We start from the raw sequence: 17,160 nt of genomic DNA on the forward strand, positions 1-17,160 counted from the left end.
ACTATGCAAATGTAGCGTAATATTAGTGGATATCCAAATAAATAAATGGGTTTTTTGAAGTAGCTCAATGACTGCTTTCTTTGATTTGTATCAACAAAACAGCATAAAATGCGACTTATGAGTGAAAATGTTTGCGCACACAGCGCAATGGTTGTATCTTTGCATCGTCATTAAGACAAAAGGATAACAAATTTAAAAGAAAGGTAAAAAGATTATGGTAACAATTATGACTTTGGCTGTTGTGGCTATATCTATAGCACAGGCCATTCATTTGGGAAGCAAGATTAACTTGAACAGCAAGTAAAATCTTGCCTTTCATCTTTTGAAAGGAGAATTTATTTTATTTAAAAATATGGTAAAGAGGCAATGTCACATGTGGCGATGCCTTTTTTTATGCCCCGAACGGAGCTTCATACACAAGAACCCCAGCCTGCATACGTGCAAGCTGGGGTTCTTTTAAAATGTGTAACAATTGCTGTTACCAGGTTTTATCGCACCAGAATGGTTTTCCTCACGTTGCCCACTTTCACGATGTACAAGCCAGGAATGAGTTGTACCGTCTGTGTTCCATCAATGGTTGCTTCGTGTACCTGCTGTCCGTTTGCCGTAAAGATAGCCACTTTTGCAGCGTTGTCAGTCTTGATGATTACGGCCTGTTGAGCTGCGGTAACAGTCACTGAACCTGTCTCTGTGGTTTCAATGCCGTTGGAGATAGTGAACCTTACCATTACATCGGTAGCCCTGGTCACGGTGAATTGGTTGTTTTCAATATTCTTGCCGTTGGCCCTGCTCGATGCCACAGCATATCCGTTGGCTGGTTTAGCCTCAACGGTGACAATGCTGTTCTTTTCAACCTTGTCGCCACTTTTCACTTCGTTGCCTTTGGCATCCTTCAGTTTCACGGTGCCATTGGTCGTTTCCAAGACAGTGATGTATGCCATATTGCATCCAGTTCCGTCGCCTGCTTGATTCAGTTTCCAACCTTTGCTGGCGGCAATGTCACTCTCGGCATGTTCCGCATCGTTCTCGTGTGTAGACTGTGTGTCAGTCATCCACAAGGTGCTGCCAGTAGGTGTGCTATGATCTTGAAGTTCGGGATATTCGTTCAAAGAGTAGTACAAGTCGTTCAAAGTACATGCATCCCAGCCATTTCCACCAACCTGAACAAGTGTCAAGCTGTTTTGATGGCTCAAGTCGAGTGTTTCAAGTTGGTTTTTATCCAGAAGGACGGTTTGCAAATTCGTGTTCTTGCTCAAGTCAACCGAGGTCAGTTTGTTGTTGCTGCCTCCAAGTTTCTTCAGGTTTTCCGCATTCGTGACGTTCACATTTGAGATTTGGTTGTGTGAAAAATCCAATTCAATGAGGTCGCTCATGGCTGATACGTCTAATGCTGTAAGCTGGTTGTTTTGAACCAGAAGCGTTTGCAACCTATTGTTGTTGGTTGTGTTCAGCTCTTCGAGTTTGTTCGATTTTACGTCCAGATAAGTCAGCTCAGGAGTCTGTGTGATGTCCAGTGTACTCAAGTTGTTACCGTAGGCGCGCAGCTTTCTCAGCTTCGGATTGTGGCTGATGTCAAGAGTTGATATGCCTGTGTAGGCCAAGTCAAGATCCTCTAATTGACTTAGATTGCTAACATCAATTTTCTTGATGTCATTGAAATACAGGCTTATGGTACGCAATTTGTTCGCCTTGGTTAAGTCAATGGCTGTGATGTTGTTGTTAATGCCATAGTTGGGAAAGCTTCCGAAGTCGACGCGTGTCACCGGTCCGCTAATCGTGATGGTGTTGCCGGCTGCTCCCGTCTCGTTTGCTATCGTTGTCATTCCATTGTTGATAAAATAAGGCTTCTTTTCTCCATCACCCCAATCAATGAATATGACACTGCTTAGCTGGTCACAACCCAAGAAATATTGTTGTTTGCTTCCTGGTTCTACCGTCAGTTTAATGACCTCGTCATTTGCTGATAATCGGAATATCGGTTCTACGGTTGCGTCGGTAGCGGTAACGAATATGGTGTCTTCATATTGCTTGCCGTTCACCTTAAAGCCTACAAAATTGTAACCCGCTTGTGGAGTTGCCTTAATAGAGATGGGGTAACCGGGTGTAGCCTTTGTCGAGACAGCCTTCCAAGAGTTGTCGTCTTGCATCTGTGTCAACGCTATCGAACCCCCAGAAGCGTTGTTGATTGTGATGTTGACGGGTACCATCGAAGCCGATCCGTCACCCTTGACATCTGACTTGTAGCTATTGTCTTCGTCGTAAGACAGCAAACCGGTGTCTGCTGTTTCAGCTCCGGGAATACCACTGATCAACACATTGGGCGACCATGACGTGCCACGATGGTACGGCATCATCTTGAACGTAAAGTTGAGTGATTGTGGCGTCATGTTCTTGTTGTCACGAAGATCGAGCCACCTTAAGCCGTTATAGCCCATTTCATCGTGCATGTCGAGAAATTCTATCTTCGTGTTTCGCGCATAGATGGTGTTGAGATAAATTTTGCCGGTCAGGTCAAGACGGGCGATGTCGGTGCTGTCAATCGTGATGTTTCTCAATCTGCTGAGCTTGCTGACATCCAGTCTTGATATCTTTGTACATGCAACATCGATGTTTTGAACGTTCGTGTTATAGGTAAGCGACAGGTTTCTTAGTTGTGTGTGGGCAGCCTTTAGGGTGGTGAGTTGTTTGTTCCGCGTGGTGTTGATCACAGAGATGGCCGTATGAGAAATGTTCAACTCTTCCAGCTGGGGCAGGGTGGTGATGTCCAACCGCTCAAGATTTTTGTGGCCGGCCAATGACAGTTTTTGCAGTTTGGGGTAGTTGTCATTCAGCTCAAGTTCGGTCAAATCACCATTGTCGAGCGTCAGATACAGCAATTCTGGCATGGGCTTCGGATAGAAGTGAGCCAAGTCGCCATTGTTGATGCTGATGTTTTGCAAGACGTTCTTATCGGCAAAGACGGCCGTGGTGAACCTGTGGTTGTTGTTGATTGAGAACAATTGCAGCTTCTCAAAGGGCATCAGGTTAAGCCTTACGATGTCGTTGTTGTCCAAATTGAGGTTCTGCAGGTTGGGTGCGCCACTCAAATCCAAATTCTCGAACGTCAGTTCGTTGTCACTGGCATCCAACAGTGTCAATCCGTTTTGGTTGATCAGCTGTAAGGAAGTGAGCTTGCTTTTGCTGACGGTTAGTTTCTTTAGGTTGCCGTTAATGTGGATGGTTCCGCCCAACGACTTGCCGGTAATGCCGGCCGGGGTGCCCCATGCTGTCTTGGTGTTGTGTTCCTTGACGTTTCCGTCACCCCAATCTATTTTCACGGTGCTGCCTTGCACCATGTCAACGGAGAACTCCAGCGCTTTTCCATACTCCATGTTCGATTGGAGAACCACTTCACTCTCTTGTGCACATAATGCAATAGTGTTGATGAGCAAAGACATCACAAGTAATAATTTCCTCATAATTTGTGTGAATTAGTGTTATATTTACAATCTTTTTGCAAAAGTAGTCATAAAATTTCAATCTTCTCTTGCTTTTTTCAAGAATGTTTTTTCTTAGGTTGGCATCTGTTTCAAAAAAGACTATCAAACGTAGTTAAGTACTTTATTATATATGCATGTGATGGGATGTCGAAAGTGTTAAAAATAGAAAACTTTGCGGTTTTACCCCCTTCGTAACTCGCGTATTTCTAAAAAAAATAATCTTCTGTCTGAAATACGCTTAAAATGTAAAAAGTTGATAATTAAGCGTTTGTCTTATTTTAGTCTGTTCGGATGCACTGAAAAACGCTGTTTTTGGGCGGTTAGAGGTCATCTATTGGAGTCCAAACTCATGTAAATAGGATGGTAACTAATCAACGAAAATGAAGAGAAATCGAAGTTGGCGTAAACTAATTGATAATGAGGAAGAAACAGAACGATTTGCATAGAAGTGCTCTTTTCAAAAAGGGCAGGAATATGCAGATTTAGGCAAAAGTTCAGTTACCAAAGCATTACCTGATTTTGGGATAGGTAACGATGGAGTAATGTCCGGTAACTGAATTATTATCTCTAGTGTGGCTTTTGCTACGGTCGGCAGTTTTCTGCATAAGTGAGGAACGCTTTAATTCGGGTAACTTTGCCCATAAAAATTAAAGCGTATGAAACAAGAGAAAATGAAGGTGTTGCTCTACCTTAAAAAGAGCGGTCTTGTCAAGTCGGGCAAGGCTCCGATTATGGGACGCATTACCATTGGGCGTTCCATCGCACAGTTCAGTTGCAAGCTCTCCTGTAATCCTGACTTGTGGAATCCTCGTGAGAGCAGAATGGACGGAAAAAGTCGTGAGGCGGTGGAAGTGAATGGCAGGTTGGAGAACTTGCTGCTGTCCATTCAGTCAGCTTATCAATCTTTGCTTACAAGAGGTTGCCCATTTGACGCAACCGACGTGAAGGAACAGTTTCAAGGCAGTGTGCAGACACGGTGCATGCTCATCGAGAGGCTTGATGTGCTCATAAAAGAAAAAGAAAGTCATATCGGTATAGACATCAGAAAAGAGTCAATGGCAAGCTATCACTCCACGAGAATCCACTTGCAGGAGTTCATCCAAAAGAAGTATAAGGTTTCTGACTTAGCCTTCTCACAACTGACAGAGAACTTCATCCATGAGTTTCAGCAGTACTTCTTAGGGGAGTGTGGATTTCAGGAAAGCTCATTCTACAATGTCGCCACCCATTTGAAAACAGTTTGCAGGCTGGCTTACCGTGAGGGGTTGGCAGACATCCTGCTTTTTGACAAAGTAAAAATCAGCAAGGGTAACAAGAAACTCCCCAAAGCACTTGACAGAGGGGCATTTGAGAAGTTAAAGACTCTCCACTTTGAGGACTTGGAGGAGAAAATGGAAACGGCAAGGGATATTTTCCTCTTTGCCTGTTATACGGGTGCTGCGTATTGTGATTTGATGGAACTGGACAAGTCCCATCTTGTGCGTGATGACGAGGGTAGCCTTTGGCTGAAGTTCAACCGTCAGAAGACAAGTGTGCCTTGCCGTGTCAAACTGCTGCCCGAAGCCATACGGCTGATGGAGAAGCTCCACAGCGATGAAAGGGACACATTGTTCCCTTTCATGGGATATGCCACTTACCAATCTTATTTGAAAGCCCTGCGGCTTCGTGCAGGCATCTCGTTTCCTTTTACCACACATACGGCAAGGCACACATTTGCCACGCTCATCACGCTTGAACAGGGTGTGCCTATTGAAACGGTAAGCAAGATGCTGGGGCATTCCAAGGTGAGCATGACCGAGCGTTATGCAAAGGTAACACCGCAGAAACTCTTTGAGGAATTTGACCGTTTCCTTTCTTTCACTGAAGATATGCAGTTAACAATCTGATTCCTATTTTTTTCTATCTTATCATTTTTATTATTCAAAACCACCAAGACAATGAGAAGTACATTCAAGATATTATTCTATATCAACAGACAGAAAACAAAGGCAGATGGCAATACCGCCATTCTCTGCCGTATCACCATAGACGGAAAGAACGCAGCCATTACCACAGGAGAAGAGTGTAAATTTTCCGAGTGGAACACCAAGCAAGGTTTGCCAACTAACAGGAAGACTAATCAAAGAATCAATGAGTTCAGGGATTTGTCGGAAAAGGCCTATCGGGACATTCTTGTAAAGGATGGAGTGGTAAGCGTGGAACTTGTAAAGAACCGCTTACAGGGTATTGCCACTAATCCGACAACGCTCCTTGCCATGAGTAAGGCAGAATTGCAACCCGTCAAGGAGAGCGTAGGCAAGTCAAGGGCAGAGGGAACTTATCTGAATCTGTTCTATTCTGACAGAAATCTCCGTGAATTTGTCGAAAACAAAGGAGTGCAGGACATACCCATCGGAACCATTACAGAGGACTTGTTCGAGGAATACCGTTTCTTTCTGAAAAAGCGTGGACTTAAAGCATCTACCGTCAACAGCAACCTCTGCTGGCTGAGCCGACTGATGTTCCGTGCGGTCAGCAAGAGAATTATCCGCTGTAATCCGTTTGAGAATGCTAAGTATGAGAAAGAGGAAAAGAAGATACGCTTTCTGCAAAAGAGCGATGTAATGAAACTTATGGCAATGAAGATGAACGACAAGGAAGCGGAGCTGGCAAGACTGATGTTCATCTTTTCCTGCTTCACAGGCTTGGCTATCTCAGACATGGAGAATTTAGAAAACAAGCATATCCAAACGAAAGCGGACGGACAGATGTATATAAGAAAGGAACGTCAGAAGACCAAGGTTGAGTTCATCGTGCCGTTACATCCCATAGCTGAAGCCATCATCAACCATTGCAGGAGTGAGAAGAGGAGAAGCGAGGAACAGCAGACTGTGAAAGAAAAAGACGACAACCTTGTCTTTCACCGTGATTGCAGCCGTAGTGTCATGGATACCAAACTGAGCATCGTGGGAAAGGCTTGCGGTATCCGCCAAAGACCTTCCTTCCACATGGCAAGACATACATTCGGCACGATGAGCCTAAGCGCAGGAATACCTATTGAAAGCATAGCCAAGATGATGGGGCACGCCTCCATATCAAGCACTCAAGTTTATGCGCAGGTGACGGACAAAAAGATATCAGAGGATATGGACAGGCTCATTGCCAAGCAATCGGCAAAAGAAAAGGAAACTTCGGAGAGAGAGGCTTGTGAATCTTCGGATATTGTAACCTGTAAAATGGAAGAAACGGCATGAAGACAAACAACAACCTAAAAATAAGAACAAACACTGCCAATCATCGCAGCTATTTTGATTGGGGCAGCAAAATGCAAGTCATTCGCAAAGGAAACGGAGAGATAGCCATGACAGAGAGTGAACTTGTGAGGTTCTTCGGGATAACATGGAGGAAACTCAACTATAGGCTTCAGACAATTATGAAATCTTCCAACCTGCATCCCGAAGAAAGAGTTGCAGACGAGGAAGAAGTCGTTATCAATGGACAGCTCAAAGGTTATGCTCCGCTCTATTCGCTTCCTATGATTATCGCCTTATCTTTCCTGTTAGATAGCACGGAAGCGCATTTGTTCAGAAAGTACATCTGTCAGAAGCTGCAGAAACCAGCATCCATAATAACACCGATATTCCTGATAGGCAACATGGATAACTGATGGTAATACGCTTTTTTCTTTCACTGATTATATCTTACTACATAACTACAATAGGGTATAATACGGTGAAAGAAAAAATCTTGTAGCGTAGTTAGTAAGAGAAACATGCAGTTACTACTTAAAAACTACATACTACTTCTATTGGTAATCTTCCAGTAAGAACACACACTGCTTGCCATTATATTCGTATCACTTACAAAATGATATTCTGAAATGGAATGGAAATGATCAACCCAAATAAAAATAGCTTCAAAGAATTTGGGTGTTTGGAAAATACTCGGTATTTTTGCGAAAATAACCGACTTAATGTATGTTAATAAACAAGGAAGAGAAGAAGGTTGTTGATATTCTTAGGAACTGTATTGAAAAAGCAAACACCGGTACTCTGTTTTTTAATAATAGTTTCCCAGAATACGACGATGAGTATGTGGGCAAGATTTTATCAGATTTTGTCCGACAGGATTTGTTGTTAAGATTATCTCGTGGCATATACCTTAAAGCGAAGAAAACTAAATTTGGTATAGTTTATCCAACTACCGAAGAGATAGCCCATGCAATTGCAGAGAGAGACAATGCTGAAATTCTCCCTACTGGTAGTACAGCGTTGAATATGCTTGGATTATCCGAACAAGTAACTATGACCCCTGTTTTTCTTACCAGTGGGTCTGCAAGAAAAATCAAGTGTGGTAATAGAATCCTCACATTTAAAAGAGGAGTACCTAAAAACTTCACCTTGAAAGGAAAGGTCACACGCCTTTTGGTACAAGCCATGAAGGCTATTGGGGAGCGAAACTATAACGAAGAGTGGGAAAGTGCAATTAGTGCAATACTTAGCAAATATCCAGAGGACGAGACCATGTCTGATGATCTAAAGGTCATGCCTACATGGATACGGCGAAACATAATAAAAATTTTAAGCAAAAACAATCATGAGTAGTTGGCAAAATCATAGTAGTGACGAACGAATAGCAATGATACAAGCTGTAGCCCAGGATCATAATATCGAAGATAATGCCGTAGAGAAAGATTGGTGGGTGACGGTAGTTCTCAAAGCATTGTTCAATACATCTTGTGGGAAATGGCTTCTTTTCAAGGGGGGAACTTCGTTGAGTAAAGGATGGAATCTCATCAATCGATTCAGTGAAGATATAGACATTTCCATTGGCAGGAACTTCTTTGGGGACGTCCTTAACTTGCCATTTGCAAAGTGCGAGAACAACAATCAGGTGAAGAAACTAAGAAAAGCATCACGGGATTATATTCATGGGACTCTCTCTGCAGAACTGGATGCAGAACTCCTTAAAATGGGAGTTAAAGGGTATACTATAATGAATGAAACGGTGACAGGGGAACCTCCAAGGCCTATAGACCATGATAGCGACCCGACTATAATATTCGTCAATTATGAGAGCATTTTGCCATCCAGCATGAGACTTATTGATGCGAGAGTTAAAATAGAAATCAGTTGTCTGTCTATGTCAGAACCTTATGAACAGTGTGAAATTCGTTCTCTTGTCTTTGATAAGTTCCCAGAAGAGGATGATGAAATAGCCGCATCAATTAATACAGTAACGCCATCAAGGACATTCCTGGAAAAGGCACTGCTACTCAGTGAGGAACTTCAAAAAGAAGAACCGAGATCCCTACGTATGTCCAGACATCTTTATGATTTGGATAGATTGATGGATACGGAGTTTGGTCAGAAAGCACTGAATGATGGAAAACTCTACAAGGCCATCGTGGAACATCGTCGCCGTTTTTATCATTTGGGATATGTGGACTATGACAAAGACTACCCGGCCAAGATTGATTTTATCCCCCAAAATAAGGTTATGAATGCTTATCGTCTTGATTACGAATCGAATATGGTGGACGGCTATATATATGGCGAAGCAAAATCCTTCGATGAATTGATGAAAAGAATGGAGAAATTACTTCAAGACTTCCGGCAAATTGTAATTTCTTAGGGCAAGAGTAGTTTTTGCTTGTTATGGGTATTTCGATACAGCATGAAGTTTTTCTATAAAAAGTTTGCAATAATCTCATGCAGATAACGAATCTGTCATTAAGAATATGTCTGTAATCATAGATTTTTAATCTTTTTCCAAGTTTCTCAAAAAAAGTTCCTAAATCCGTGCAGTCTTTTAAACAAAACATACTCCCTTTAATAAAAAGGTATGGTATATCTATGAAAGTAGATGTTAATATAGATGCATGCAAACAGGGAGAGCGCGAGGCTCTCGGAAATTTATATAAGGCATATTCCGATAGATTAAAGAGGATATGCCTGCACTATGTGACAGATGAAAGTACGGCGGAAGATATTTTGCATGATGCGTTCATCATCATCTTCACCTCCATCAAATCGCTGAAAGACAACTCAAAATTGGAGGGATGGATGATAACAATTGTAAGAAACCTTTCGTTGAGATACCTGCAAAGTACAGAAAAAGACGATATTCCTTTATCCAGTCTGGGAATAGAAGTATTGAGTGAAGAAGACGAAGAAGAAGAAAAAAATATAGAGTTGGAACTGTTGCTGTCGGCGATAGAGTTGTTACCTGAGGGGAATCGGGAGATTTTCAAGCTCTCTGTGCTGGATGGTCTTTCACATAAAGAAATAGGAGATTTGCTTGGTATCAACCCACACAGTTCTTCTTCCCAGTTGGCTCGGGCAAAGAAAACGCTGCGTGCCATACTGATTAACTATTGGATGCTGTTCTTGCTTCCCATCCTGATACCTGTCTATATCTATTTCGTAACGAGGGAGAAGTCTGTTGACACATCTGATAATAGGCCAACGGCTTTAGACGCTCATCATGAGCTGCAAAAACGAGTTCGGCAGAAAGGAACAGCCTCTCAAAAGGTTGGGCAGCCATGGTATTCTATACCATCAAGCGCCATTGACAATGATAGGCGTATTTTGGCAGAAAAGACTATTTCTACTGAAAAGATTTCATCGCAGATAATAACAGACAGTGTGGAATTCGGACAGCAGACGGTACCATTCCATGTGGATTCCTTGCAGAAATATCTGGCTACAGGGACTATCGGCGTAGAAGATTCCATGCTCCGTATACCACAAATTACCGAAGAAAAAATGATGGCATTGAATGAAAGTATGTCGCCTAGTGTCAGCAATAAGAAGAAATACCCATGGACATTTAACTTCGGCTATTCATCTAATGCCGGAGCAAATGGAGCCATGTCCAATTTGAACTACCTATCAGTAATAGATTATGCTAACGGTGGGGCTTCGGCCAAATTATATACATGGGATGATTATGTAAATTATTTGGTTCGGAACAATGCACTGATGGATTCTGTCGAGAGGGCAAAAATGTCATGGATAGCACAGAATAATGCAACAGAAGGCAACGCATCCTTAGGTGAGAAGGCGCACCACTACCGCCCCAAAACCTTTAGTTTGTCGCTCAACAAGCAACTAAGTTCCCATTGGACTTTTGGCACGGGATTGACTTACACAAGAATGAAGTCTGATTTTGAGAGTGAGTTTCATGGTGCGACTTTGTTGAAGACCCAGAAGATTGATTATGTGGGCATACCATTGCAATTGACCTATCGTATATGGAGCAAGGGACGATTCAATGCCTATACGACCGGTGGAGTGACATTCGAGATGCCTGTTCACAGTTCACTTGATAAGAAGTATATCATAACGTCTGACTCGTCCTACACGTTAAAGGGTGACATCAAGCCACGTTATCAGTGGTCCGTTAACTTGGGTATCGGTGTGCAATACAAGATATTCAAGCCATTCAGCCTGTATTTGGAACCCAATATGTTCTATTACTTCGGTAACGGCAGTGGGCTTGAAACCTACCGCACGGAACATCCGTTCATCATAACGGTGCCATTCGGACTGAGGCTTACTTGGTAAATGATAGGAAATGAATAGATAAGGAAAAGTTATAAATATTGTGCAGTCTTTCCGTAGTTTTCTGCTCTTAACAATAAAAGGCAAACCTCAAAAGAAAAAGAATGTACAGTATTTATGACTACATGCACAACGGAATAGCGTTTGTCAACAATGTAGTACGCAAGCAGCACAAGGAACTCACATCCCTGATGATATATTCCACAACTAGCTGCCAGTCACGTTGCAAGCACTGCTCCATTTGGAAGAAACCTGTAGAAAACCTAAGTTTAGATGACATCATCAAAATAATGAATAGCAAATGTGTAACAAAGCGCACGATGGTCGGCTTGGAAGGAGGTGAGTTTATCCTCCATCCCGAAGCCGACAAGATATTGGGATGGTTTGACACCAACCATCCCAACTATACATTGCTGTCCAACTGCCTTGCAACTAACAAGGTAATAGCTGCCGTAAAAAATCATCACCCCAAACATCTATACATTTCACTTGACGGCAATCGGGAAACCTATCGCTATATGCGTGGACGGGATGGATACGACAAGGTTATCGAGGTTATAGAGGCATGTAAAGACATCGTGTCCACCTCCCTGATGTTTTGCCTTTCTCCGTGGAACTCGTTTAATGATATGGAATTTGTTATAGGCATCGCCAAGAAATATGACATTGATGTTCGTATTGGCATATACAGCACGATGTCGTTTTTCGATACGACCAAGAACTTGATGGAAGCCAATGATGCGGATTACATACGTCAGATACCATCTTCCATACATCAAACGGACGAAAACTTTGACTTCGTCGCCCTGTATGACGATTGGAAGAACAACAGACTGAAGCTGCGGTGTCATAGCATTTTCAGCGAATTAGTTGTCCATTCTAATGGCGATGTTCCCCTGTGTCAAAACTTGGATGTGATATTAGGCAATATCCATGAGAACACGCTTGACGAGATATTCAATTCAAGGAAAACTTGCAAAATTCAATGCCAACACTCCATGGAATGTAATCAATGCTGGATCAACTATCATCGTAAGTACGATATTATCCTGTTGAGAAATCTGGAGAAAATGTTTCCTAAGCGACTGATAGAGTTGTTTTATGGGAAATATCAATGGACCAGCGACAGACAAACCACCTATAAGAAACATTTCAAGCAAATAACAGTATAGCTAAAATGGGATATTTAGATAACATCATAGGCAGATACAAGAGCATGCGCAGTATGAGGGAACTGAGCTATACCTACACGCAGCAGTATGCGCTGGTAGGTCTCGGCAATCATAGTGCAAATAACCTGTTGCCCGTCATACAGTATCTTCAATTACCCTTGAAATATATCTGCTGTACCTCTGAGAAGAAAGCCGAGCTGATTTCTCAAAAGTATAAGGGAGTCAAAGGTACGACTTCGTTACAGGACATTCTGCTTGATAATACGGTTACAGGAGTCTTTGTGGCAACTCATCCACATTCACATTTCCACATAGCAACCGAAGTCATCAAAGCTGGGAAATCCTTATTTATAGAAAAACCACCGTGTGAGAATGAAAGAAAACTAAAGTCTTTGACCGATACCGTCAAACTATATGGCTCACAACATGTCGTCGTCGGACTGCAAAGACGTTTTGCTCCTGCCACTCAAATTCTGCAAAAGCGATTGAAAGGTGATGGCAAACGACATTATCATTATCGCTATCTTACGGGGCTATACCCAGAGGGTGATGCCCTGCTTGACCTGTTCATCCATCCTCTTGACTATGCAACATTCCTTTTCGGAGAGGCAAAGATAAAGAGTTGGGATATTATTCGCAGTAGAGATGGTGGACAAACCTTATTTCTTGTATTGGAGCACCAAGATATAACGGGGATGCTGGAACTATCAACAGATTACTCTTGGCAGGATGCACAGGAACAATTAAGTATTAGTACGGACAAAGGACAATATGTATTGGACAGAATGGAAAGACTCGATTTTTCCCCAAGACACTCTGCTATATGGGGAATCCCTTTGGAAAAGGTCTTCCAAAATAATGCAACCGTTGTCAGCCTATACGGAAGAAACGGCTTTGTACCAACGGTTGGGAATAATCAAATTGTGTCACAAGGGTTCTTCTCGGAAATTCAAGCGTTTGCCGATATGGTTGAAAACAGATGCGAGGATAATCATGCCTTTTGCTTGGAAAGTGTCAAGCATGTTTATTCCTTAATGGCAGAAATAAAGAAGTATATGAACATAATTGACGACCACATATTATAATAACAAATTAAATCCAACAAATTATGAAAAGGTACTTTTGTGTATTACAGGCGTTCATCTTCTCGTTGCTGTTTATTGGTTGCAGCAATGAAGATGAGTCTGCTTCAACTCCCACAGTGCAAGCATCGAAAACGGAATTGTTTGCTATAGGGACAGCCCGAATGACAAGAGCCGCTTCAAGCCCCTATCTCTTTACACTTGACAACATCAAGTCTTTCAACGCGCAGACCCGTGAGATTATTTTTCAAGATTTTGAGCCGACAAGTCTGCTCTTTCCCATTTATCGTAACATAGAAATACATTCGTATGGTAAGGTTCTACTCCATATCTCAACGTTTGTGTCATCTTTCAATAGTCAAATCTTCACAGACTTATCATTAGTTTCAGAATCTGGCAAGTTTTATTTGAGTGACTGTTACCCACGCAATATTGAGGACAATAGTCAATATGTTAAAGAGAACAAGGCCATTCAAAAAGCAAAAGAAAAAAGAGCGGCAGAATGGTGAGAGTTTCTCTCAATACTCAAAAAACACGGGAAGTTGATTGAATAGTAAACAGAAATACGTAATAATATAAGCAAGAAATAACTTGTAATTATGTTTATATAAATATCAACATATAAAATCCTTGTAATTATGAAAAAAGTATTTTACAGCCTAATCCTTTTCTGTGGATTATCTGCATGTTCCTCAGAGAAGGTAGCTCTTGAGCCATTAAGAATTTATGATGTTGCAAATTCTAATTGTAAATTAAGCATCTCTCCGACAGATACACGTCCTGATTTTTACTTGGAGAATGACGCGGTACGGACAACTTTAAGCATAGAATTGGGTAAAGACGGTATAGCTCAATGTGTGCTGGAAGACGTGAAAGCCAACTGTGCCGTAAGAAATATCTATGTGAACATTGTTAATCAAGATGATCAGATTACCCTTGTTGTGTATCATAATGTCCTTGACGCGCTTGCCGATTGTATTTGCAAATACGATGTTCGTTTTAAGATGAGCAAATTGCCGGCTGGTAATTATAAACTTAAGGTTTACTATGCCAGACCGAATATGAAATATGAAGAGTCTGATATAGCTTTCAATGGGCTGATCAATCTAACTCTGAATAAAAAGGAAAGAGTAGTGCTTAAGTCTGAATTGAGTTTACCAGAGATTTGAAAAACTGATTGAATAGCAAAAGACAAAAACATAACATTCTATAAAGTGCGTCTTTATCGTGATTTCAGCCCTTTTTGATAATCATATCAAAGAAGGCTATAAACATTCAAGATAGAAGTGCAATTCCTTTAGGTAGTTTGAGTTCACATTCTTCAAAAATAAGCCCACTTTGGTTATTGTTTCAAAGCAGGCTTATTTTTATAAATGGGAAGCTATATTCTAATACTTAGAGAAAGTTCTTATGGCTATCCTCTAATAATCTCTCCAAATCCGACACCTTATAAAGTATCTTCCCTGCAAACTGCGTGTAGGGAATAATCCTCCTGTCCCGATAGTCCTGCAAGGTGCGGGGGCTGATATACAGCCGCTCGCACACCTCCTTACCTGTAAGGAAATGCTCACCGCCAAACAGCGGTTTGTGTGTCTGTGCCACTTCCTTAATTCTTTTGCTTACACCGCTGATAGCGGACAGCACTACCTGCATATCATCCACTTCCATGTTCAAATCTCTTACCTGTTCCATAATCTTCGAATTTATTTGTTGATTTAAGGTCTTTCCATTTTTGTTTTCTCTGATTTGGTCTCCAATAATTGTTCCACGTCCTCACGCTTGTAATAGCACTTATGCCCGATTTGGGCAAAGGGCAACACACCCGTATCACGATAGTGCTGTAAAGTGCGCTTGCTGATGTTAAGCAGCCTGCACACATCACCATTGTGTAGCCAATCGGTGTGCTTGCTCTTTTCTCCGAAAGCCTTGTGGCATGTCTCGGCAAGGCTGAGAATCTCATTTCTTAGTTTTGCCCAATTTGAATCCGTAATGATAAAATATCCCATAGTTTTATTATTATTTTGTTTGTAATTCTGTCTTATTGGTATCGATAATACCTTTGTCCGTCTTGCGCTTCATCGCACATTTCTGCCTGCAAAAGTAGGGAGTGTTTGCCATACTTCAAAGCACGAGAGAGCAGCAAGGAAATGCAGGGAAAAACAAGGAAAAGTCAAAAGGATTGTCGCTCTCTTTCTTTGCCTCCATACTCCATTTTATCATATCCGTCTTATCTGACGCAATGCTATTCAGATTGGAGCAAATAAACACATTCCTTTCTTGCATCATTTCTATACTTGTCCTCTTGTTTGGGGCTTAAATCCATGCTTTCCGACAGTTTCCTACCTGAAATCCGTGAGAAATTCATTGCCAATGTGCGCAACATTATGCAAGCACTCTCCGAATGCTTGGCACTTTCCTATTCTCTTCATAACTTCACTCTCAGAAACCAAACCAAGCATATAATGAAAAAGAATGCAGATAAAAGCAAATCGGAGGGCGGAAACAATATGCCCAAGCAAAGGAAGACCTCCTCAAAAAACGGTGAGATAGAAACCTATCTCTCCTCTTATTACCAGTTCAGATACAACACGGTGTTGGGAAGAACCGAGTATCGTGGCAAAAACGATGCTCTGTTCTCAAAGGTGGGTCGCTATGAAATCAACACGCTCCGAAGGGAGATAGACAACGACATCGGGATTGTTACTTCTTCCGATAATCTATATTCTATCATCGAGAGCAGTTTTTCGCCACGTATCAACCCCATACAGGAATATTTCAAAAGGTTGTCTGCTACGGATATAGGCAATAGTAACCGTGATTGTGGAAATGATGTTTCCCTTTCACTGAAAGCCATTCCTGAACTGGCAAGTTGCGTTGTGGTGCGCAACTCCGACAAATGGCTGCCATACCTCACCAAATGGCTCGTGGCAGTGGTCGCCAATGCCATGGACGACCGTGAGTGCCGTAACCACACCTGTCTTGTGCTCACAGGCGAGCAGGGCAAGTTCAAGACCACGTTCCTTGACCTGTTCTGTCCACCTGCCCTACATGGTTACAGTTACACGGGCAAGATATATGCGCAGGAGAAGGACACGCTTACCTATATTGGGCAGAACTTCATCGTAAATATCGACGACCAGCTCAAAGCCCTCAACAAGCGTGACGAAAACGAGTTGAAGAACCTCATCACCTGCCCGATGGTCAAGTACCGTATGCCCTACGACAAGTATGTCGAGGAACATCTCCACTTGGCAAGTTTCGTGGCATCAGTGAACGGCAACGACTTTCTGACAGACCCGACAGGCAGCAGACGTTTTCTGCCCATTGAAGTGTTGTCCATAGACATCAACAAGGCAAAGGCTATCTCTATGGATACCGTCTATACCGAAGCCAAAGCCCTGTTAAAATCAGGTTTCCGCTATTGGTTTGACGATGATGAGATAGCGGAGCTTTATAAAGCGAGTGAGGATTTCCAAGTACAGACGGCAGAAATGGAACTGCTGCTCCGCTGTTTTGAGAAACCTACGGAGGATAATCCCAACTGTACCTATATGACCACCACAGAGATAATCACCTACTTGGGACTTTACACGCATCATCCCTTGTCCTTAAAGCACATGGGCGAAGCCCTGAAAAGGGCAGGCTTTGAGAAAGTGAGCAAGAGGCGAGAGGGTGGCAGTCCCATCTATGTATATAAGGTAAGGAAGATTCTCCCCTGTCCCTTGCCAAGTTATTGCAGCAACCAAATGTAGTAGCCGTATGTTGTAAGTTCGTAGTATGACTTGGTACTACAAAAATATATTGTAAATCAATTACTTAACTTAAAACAGTATGTAGTAAGAAGAAAGATGAAAAAGTTTGGAGAGGAAAAACTTCAGAAAAG

At 42.1% G+C, this 17,160-nt stretch carries 14 protein-coding genes; 11 read left to right on the plus strand and 3 right to left on the minus strand.

Annotated elements, in window-relative coordinates:
* Positions 1–488: 488 nt before the first annotated feature.
* A complete protein-coding gene (locus HMPREF1254_RS02280) occupies positions 489–3,458 on the minus strand; it encodes a leucine-rich repeat domain-containing protein (protein WP_023057095.1) in 2,970 nt (989 codons plus the stop codon).
* Positions 3,459–4,135: 677 nt separating this feature from the next.
* Between HMPREF1254_RS02280 and HMPREF1254_RS02285 the strand changes: the two genes are divergently transcribed.
* From HMPREF1254_RS02285 to HMPREF1254_RS02330, 10 genes are all read left to right on the plus strand, one after another.
* A complete protein-coding gene (locus HMPREF1254_RS02285; protein ID WP_023057090.1) occupies positions 4,136–5,365 on the plus strand; it encodes a site-specific integrase in 1,230 nt (409 codons plus the stop codon).
* A gap of 51 nt (positions 5,366–5,416) precedes the next feature.
* Positions 5,417–6,712 carry a site-specific integrase gene (locus HMPREF1254_RS02290; RefSeq protein WP_023057010.1) on the plus strand — a complete coding sequence of 432 codons (1,296 nt, stop codon included), beginning with the start codon at positions 5,417–5,419 and terminating at the stop codon, positions 6,710–6,712.
* Positions 6,709–7,125, plus strand: a complete 417-nt coding sequence (locus HMPREF1254_RS02295; protein WP_023057083.1) for a hypothetical protein — start codon at positions 6,709–6,711, stop codon at positions 7,123–7,125. Before HMPREF1254_RS02290 ends, HMPREF1254_RS02295 begins: the two co-directional genes overlap by 4 nt.
* Before the next feature lie 310 nt (positions 7,126–7,435).
* Entirely contained in the window at positions 7,436–8,062 is a 627-nt protein-coding gene (locus HMPREF1254_RS02300) for a DUF6088 family protein (RefSeq protein WP_023057174.1), read from the plus strand.
* Positions 8,055–9,092, plus strand: coding sequence for a nucleotidyl transferase AbiEii/AbiGii toxin family protein (locus HMPREF1254_RS02305; protein WP_023057077.1), 1,038 nt, complete (start codon positions 8,055–8,057; stop codon positions 9,090–9,092). Before HMPREF1254_RS02300 ends, HMPREF1254_RS02305 begins: the two co-directional genes overlap by 8 nt.
* Positions 9,093–9,313: 221 nt before the next feature.
* On the plus strand, positions 9,314–11,026 hold the full coding sequence (locus tag HMPREF1254_RS02310; protein WP_023057154.1) for a sigma-70 family RNA polymerase sigma factor: 1,713 nt from the start codon (positions 9,314–9,316) through the stop codon (positions 11,024–11,026).
* 101 nt (positions 11,027–11,127) lie between these two features.
* Positions 11,128–12,195, plus strand: coding sequence for a radical SAM protein (locus HMPREF1254_RS02315; RefSeq protein ID WP_023057041.1), 1,068 nt, complete (start codon positions 11,128–11,130; stop codon positions 12,193–12,195).
* Positions 12,196–12,200: 5 nt separating this feature from the next.
* Positions 12,201–13,280 carry a Gfo/Idh/MocA family protein gene (locus HMPREF1254_RS02320; protein ID WP_023057027.1) on the plus strand — a complete coding sequence of 360 codons (1,080 nt, stop codon included), beginning with the start codon at positions 12,201–12,203 and terminating at the stop codon, positions 13,278–13,280.
* A gap of 23 nt (positions 13,281–13,303) precedes the next feature.
* Positions 13,304–13,786 (plus strand): hypothetical protein, encoded by a 483-nt coding sequence (locus tag HMPREF1254_RS02325; RefSeq protein ID WP_051331263.1) that lies wholly within the window; start codon positions 13,304–13,306, stop codon positions 13,784–13,786.
* Positions 13,787–13,915: 129 nt separating this feature from the next.
* Positions 13,916–14,446, plus strand: a complete 531-nt coding sequence (locus HMPREF1254_RS02330; protein WP_036877916.1) for a hypothetical protein — start codon at positions 13,916–13,918, stop codon at positions 14,444–14,446.
* A gap of 226 nt (positions 14,447–14,672) precedes the next feature.
* On the opposite strand, the gene HMPREF1254_RS02335 is transcribed toward HMPREF1254_RS02330, so the two are convergent.
* Positions 14,673–14,969 (minus strand): helix-turn-helix domain-containing protein, encoded by a 297-nt coding sequence (locus tag HMPREF1254_RS02335; RefSeq protein ID WP_023057105.1) that lies wholly within the window; start codon positions 14,967–14,969, stop codon positions 14,673–14,675.
* A gap of 23 nt (positions 14,970–14,992) precedes the next feature.
* Complete coding sequence (locus HMPREF1254_RS02340; protein ID WP_023057040.1) at positions 14,993–15,283, minus strand: helix-turn-helix domain-containing protein; 291 nt, start codon at positions 15,281–15,283, stop codon at positions 14,993–14,995.
* 378 nt (positions 15,284–15,661) lie between these two features.
* Here HMPREF1254_RS02340 and HMPREF1254_RS02345 point away from each other — a divergent pair, with 378 nt between their 5' ends.
* Positions 15,662–17,029, plus strand: coding sequence for a VapE domain-containing protein (locus tag HMPREF1254_RS02345; RefSeq protein ID WP_036877943.1), 1,368 nt, complete (start codon positions 15,662–15,664; stop codon positions 17,027–17,029).
* The last annotated feature ends 131 nt before the right edge of the window (positions 17,030–17,160 follow it).

Origin of the sequence: Prevotella sp. BV3P1 (assembly GCF_000479005.1) — a bacterium.
Taxonomy (GTDB): Bacteria; Bacteroidota; Bacteroidia; order Bacteroidales; family Bacteroidaceae; genus Prevotella.

Excerpts from the sequence above, each read along its gene's own strand:
- HMPREF1254_RS02330 (WP_036877916.1), top strand. The coding sequence starts at position 13,916 with ATGAAAAAAGTATTTTACAGCCTAATCCTTTTCTGTGGATTATCTGCA.
- HMPREF1254_RS02285 (WP_023057090.1), top strand. The coding sequence starts at position 4,136 with ATGAAACAAGAGAAAATGAAGGTGTTGCTCTACCTTAAAAAGAGCGGT.
- HMPREF1254_RS02320 (WP_023057027.1), top strand. The coding sequence starts at position 12,201 with ATGGGATATTTAGATAACATCATAGGCAGATACAAGAGCATGCGCAGT.
- HMPREF1254_RS02295 (WP_023057083.1), top strand. The coding sequence starts at position 6,709 with ATGAAGACAAACAACAACCTAAAAATAAGAACAAACACTGCCAATCAT.
- HMPREF1254_RS02335 (WP_023057105.1), bottom strand. The coding sequence starts at position 14,969 with ATGGAACAGGTAAGAGATTTGAACATGGAAGTGGATGATATGCAGGTA.
- HMPREF1254_RS02345 (WP_036877943.1), top strand. The coding sequence starts at position 15,662 with ATGCAAGCACTCTCCGAATGCTTGGCACTTTCCTATTCTCTTCATAAC.
- HMPREF1254_RS02310 (WP_023057154.1), top strand. The coding sequence starts at position 9,314 with ATGAAAGTAGATGTTAATATAGATGCATGCAAACAGGGAGAGCGCGAG.
- HMPREF1254_RS02325 (WP_051331263.1), top strand. The coding sequence starts at position 13,304 with ATGAAAAGGTACTTTTGTGTATTACAGGCGTTCATCTTCTCGTTGCTG.
- HMPREF1254_RS02290 (WP_023057010.1), top strand. The coding sequence starts at position 5,417 with ATGAGAAGTACATTCAAGATATTATTCTATATCAACAGACAGAAAACA.
- HMPREF1254_RS02315 (WP_023057041.1), top strand. The coding sequence starts at position 11,128 with ATGTACAGTATTTATGACTACATGCACAACGGAATAGCGTTTGTCAAC.
- HMPREF1254_RS02340 (WP_023057040.1), bottom strand. The coding sequence starts at position 15,283 with ATGGGATATTTTATCATTACGGATTCAAATTGGGCAAAACTAAGAAAT.
- HMPREF1254_RS02305 (WP_023057077.1), top strand. The coding sequence starts at position 8,055 with ATGAGTAGTTGGCAAAATCATAGTAGTGACGAACGAATAGCAATGATA.
- HMPREF1254_RS02300 (WP_023057174.1), top strand. The coding sequence starts at position 7,436 with ATGTTAATAAACAAGGAAGAGAAGAAGGTTGTTGATATTCTTAGGAAC.
- HMPREF1254_RS02280 (WP_023057095.1), bottom strand. The coding sequence starts at position 3,458 with ATGAGGAAATTATTACTTGTGATGTCTTTGCTCATCAACACTATTGCA.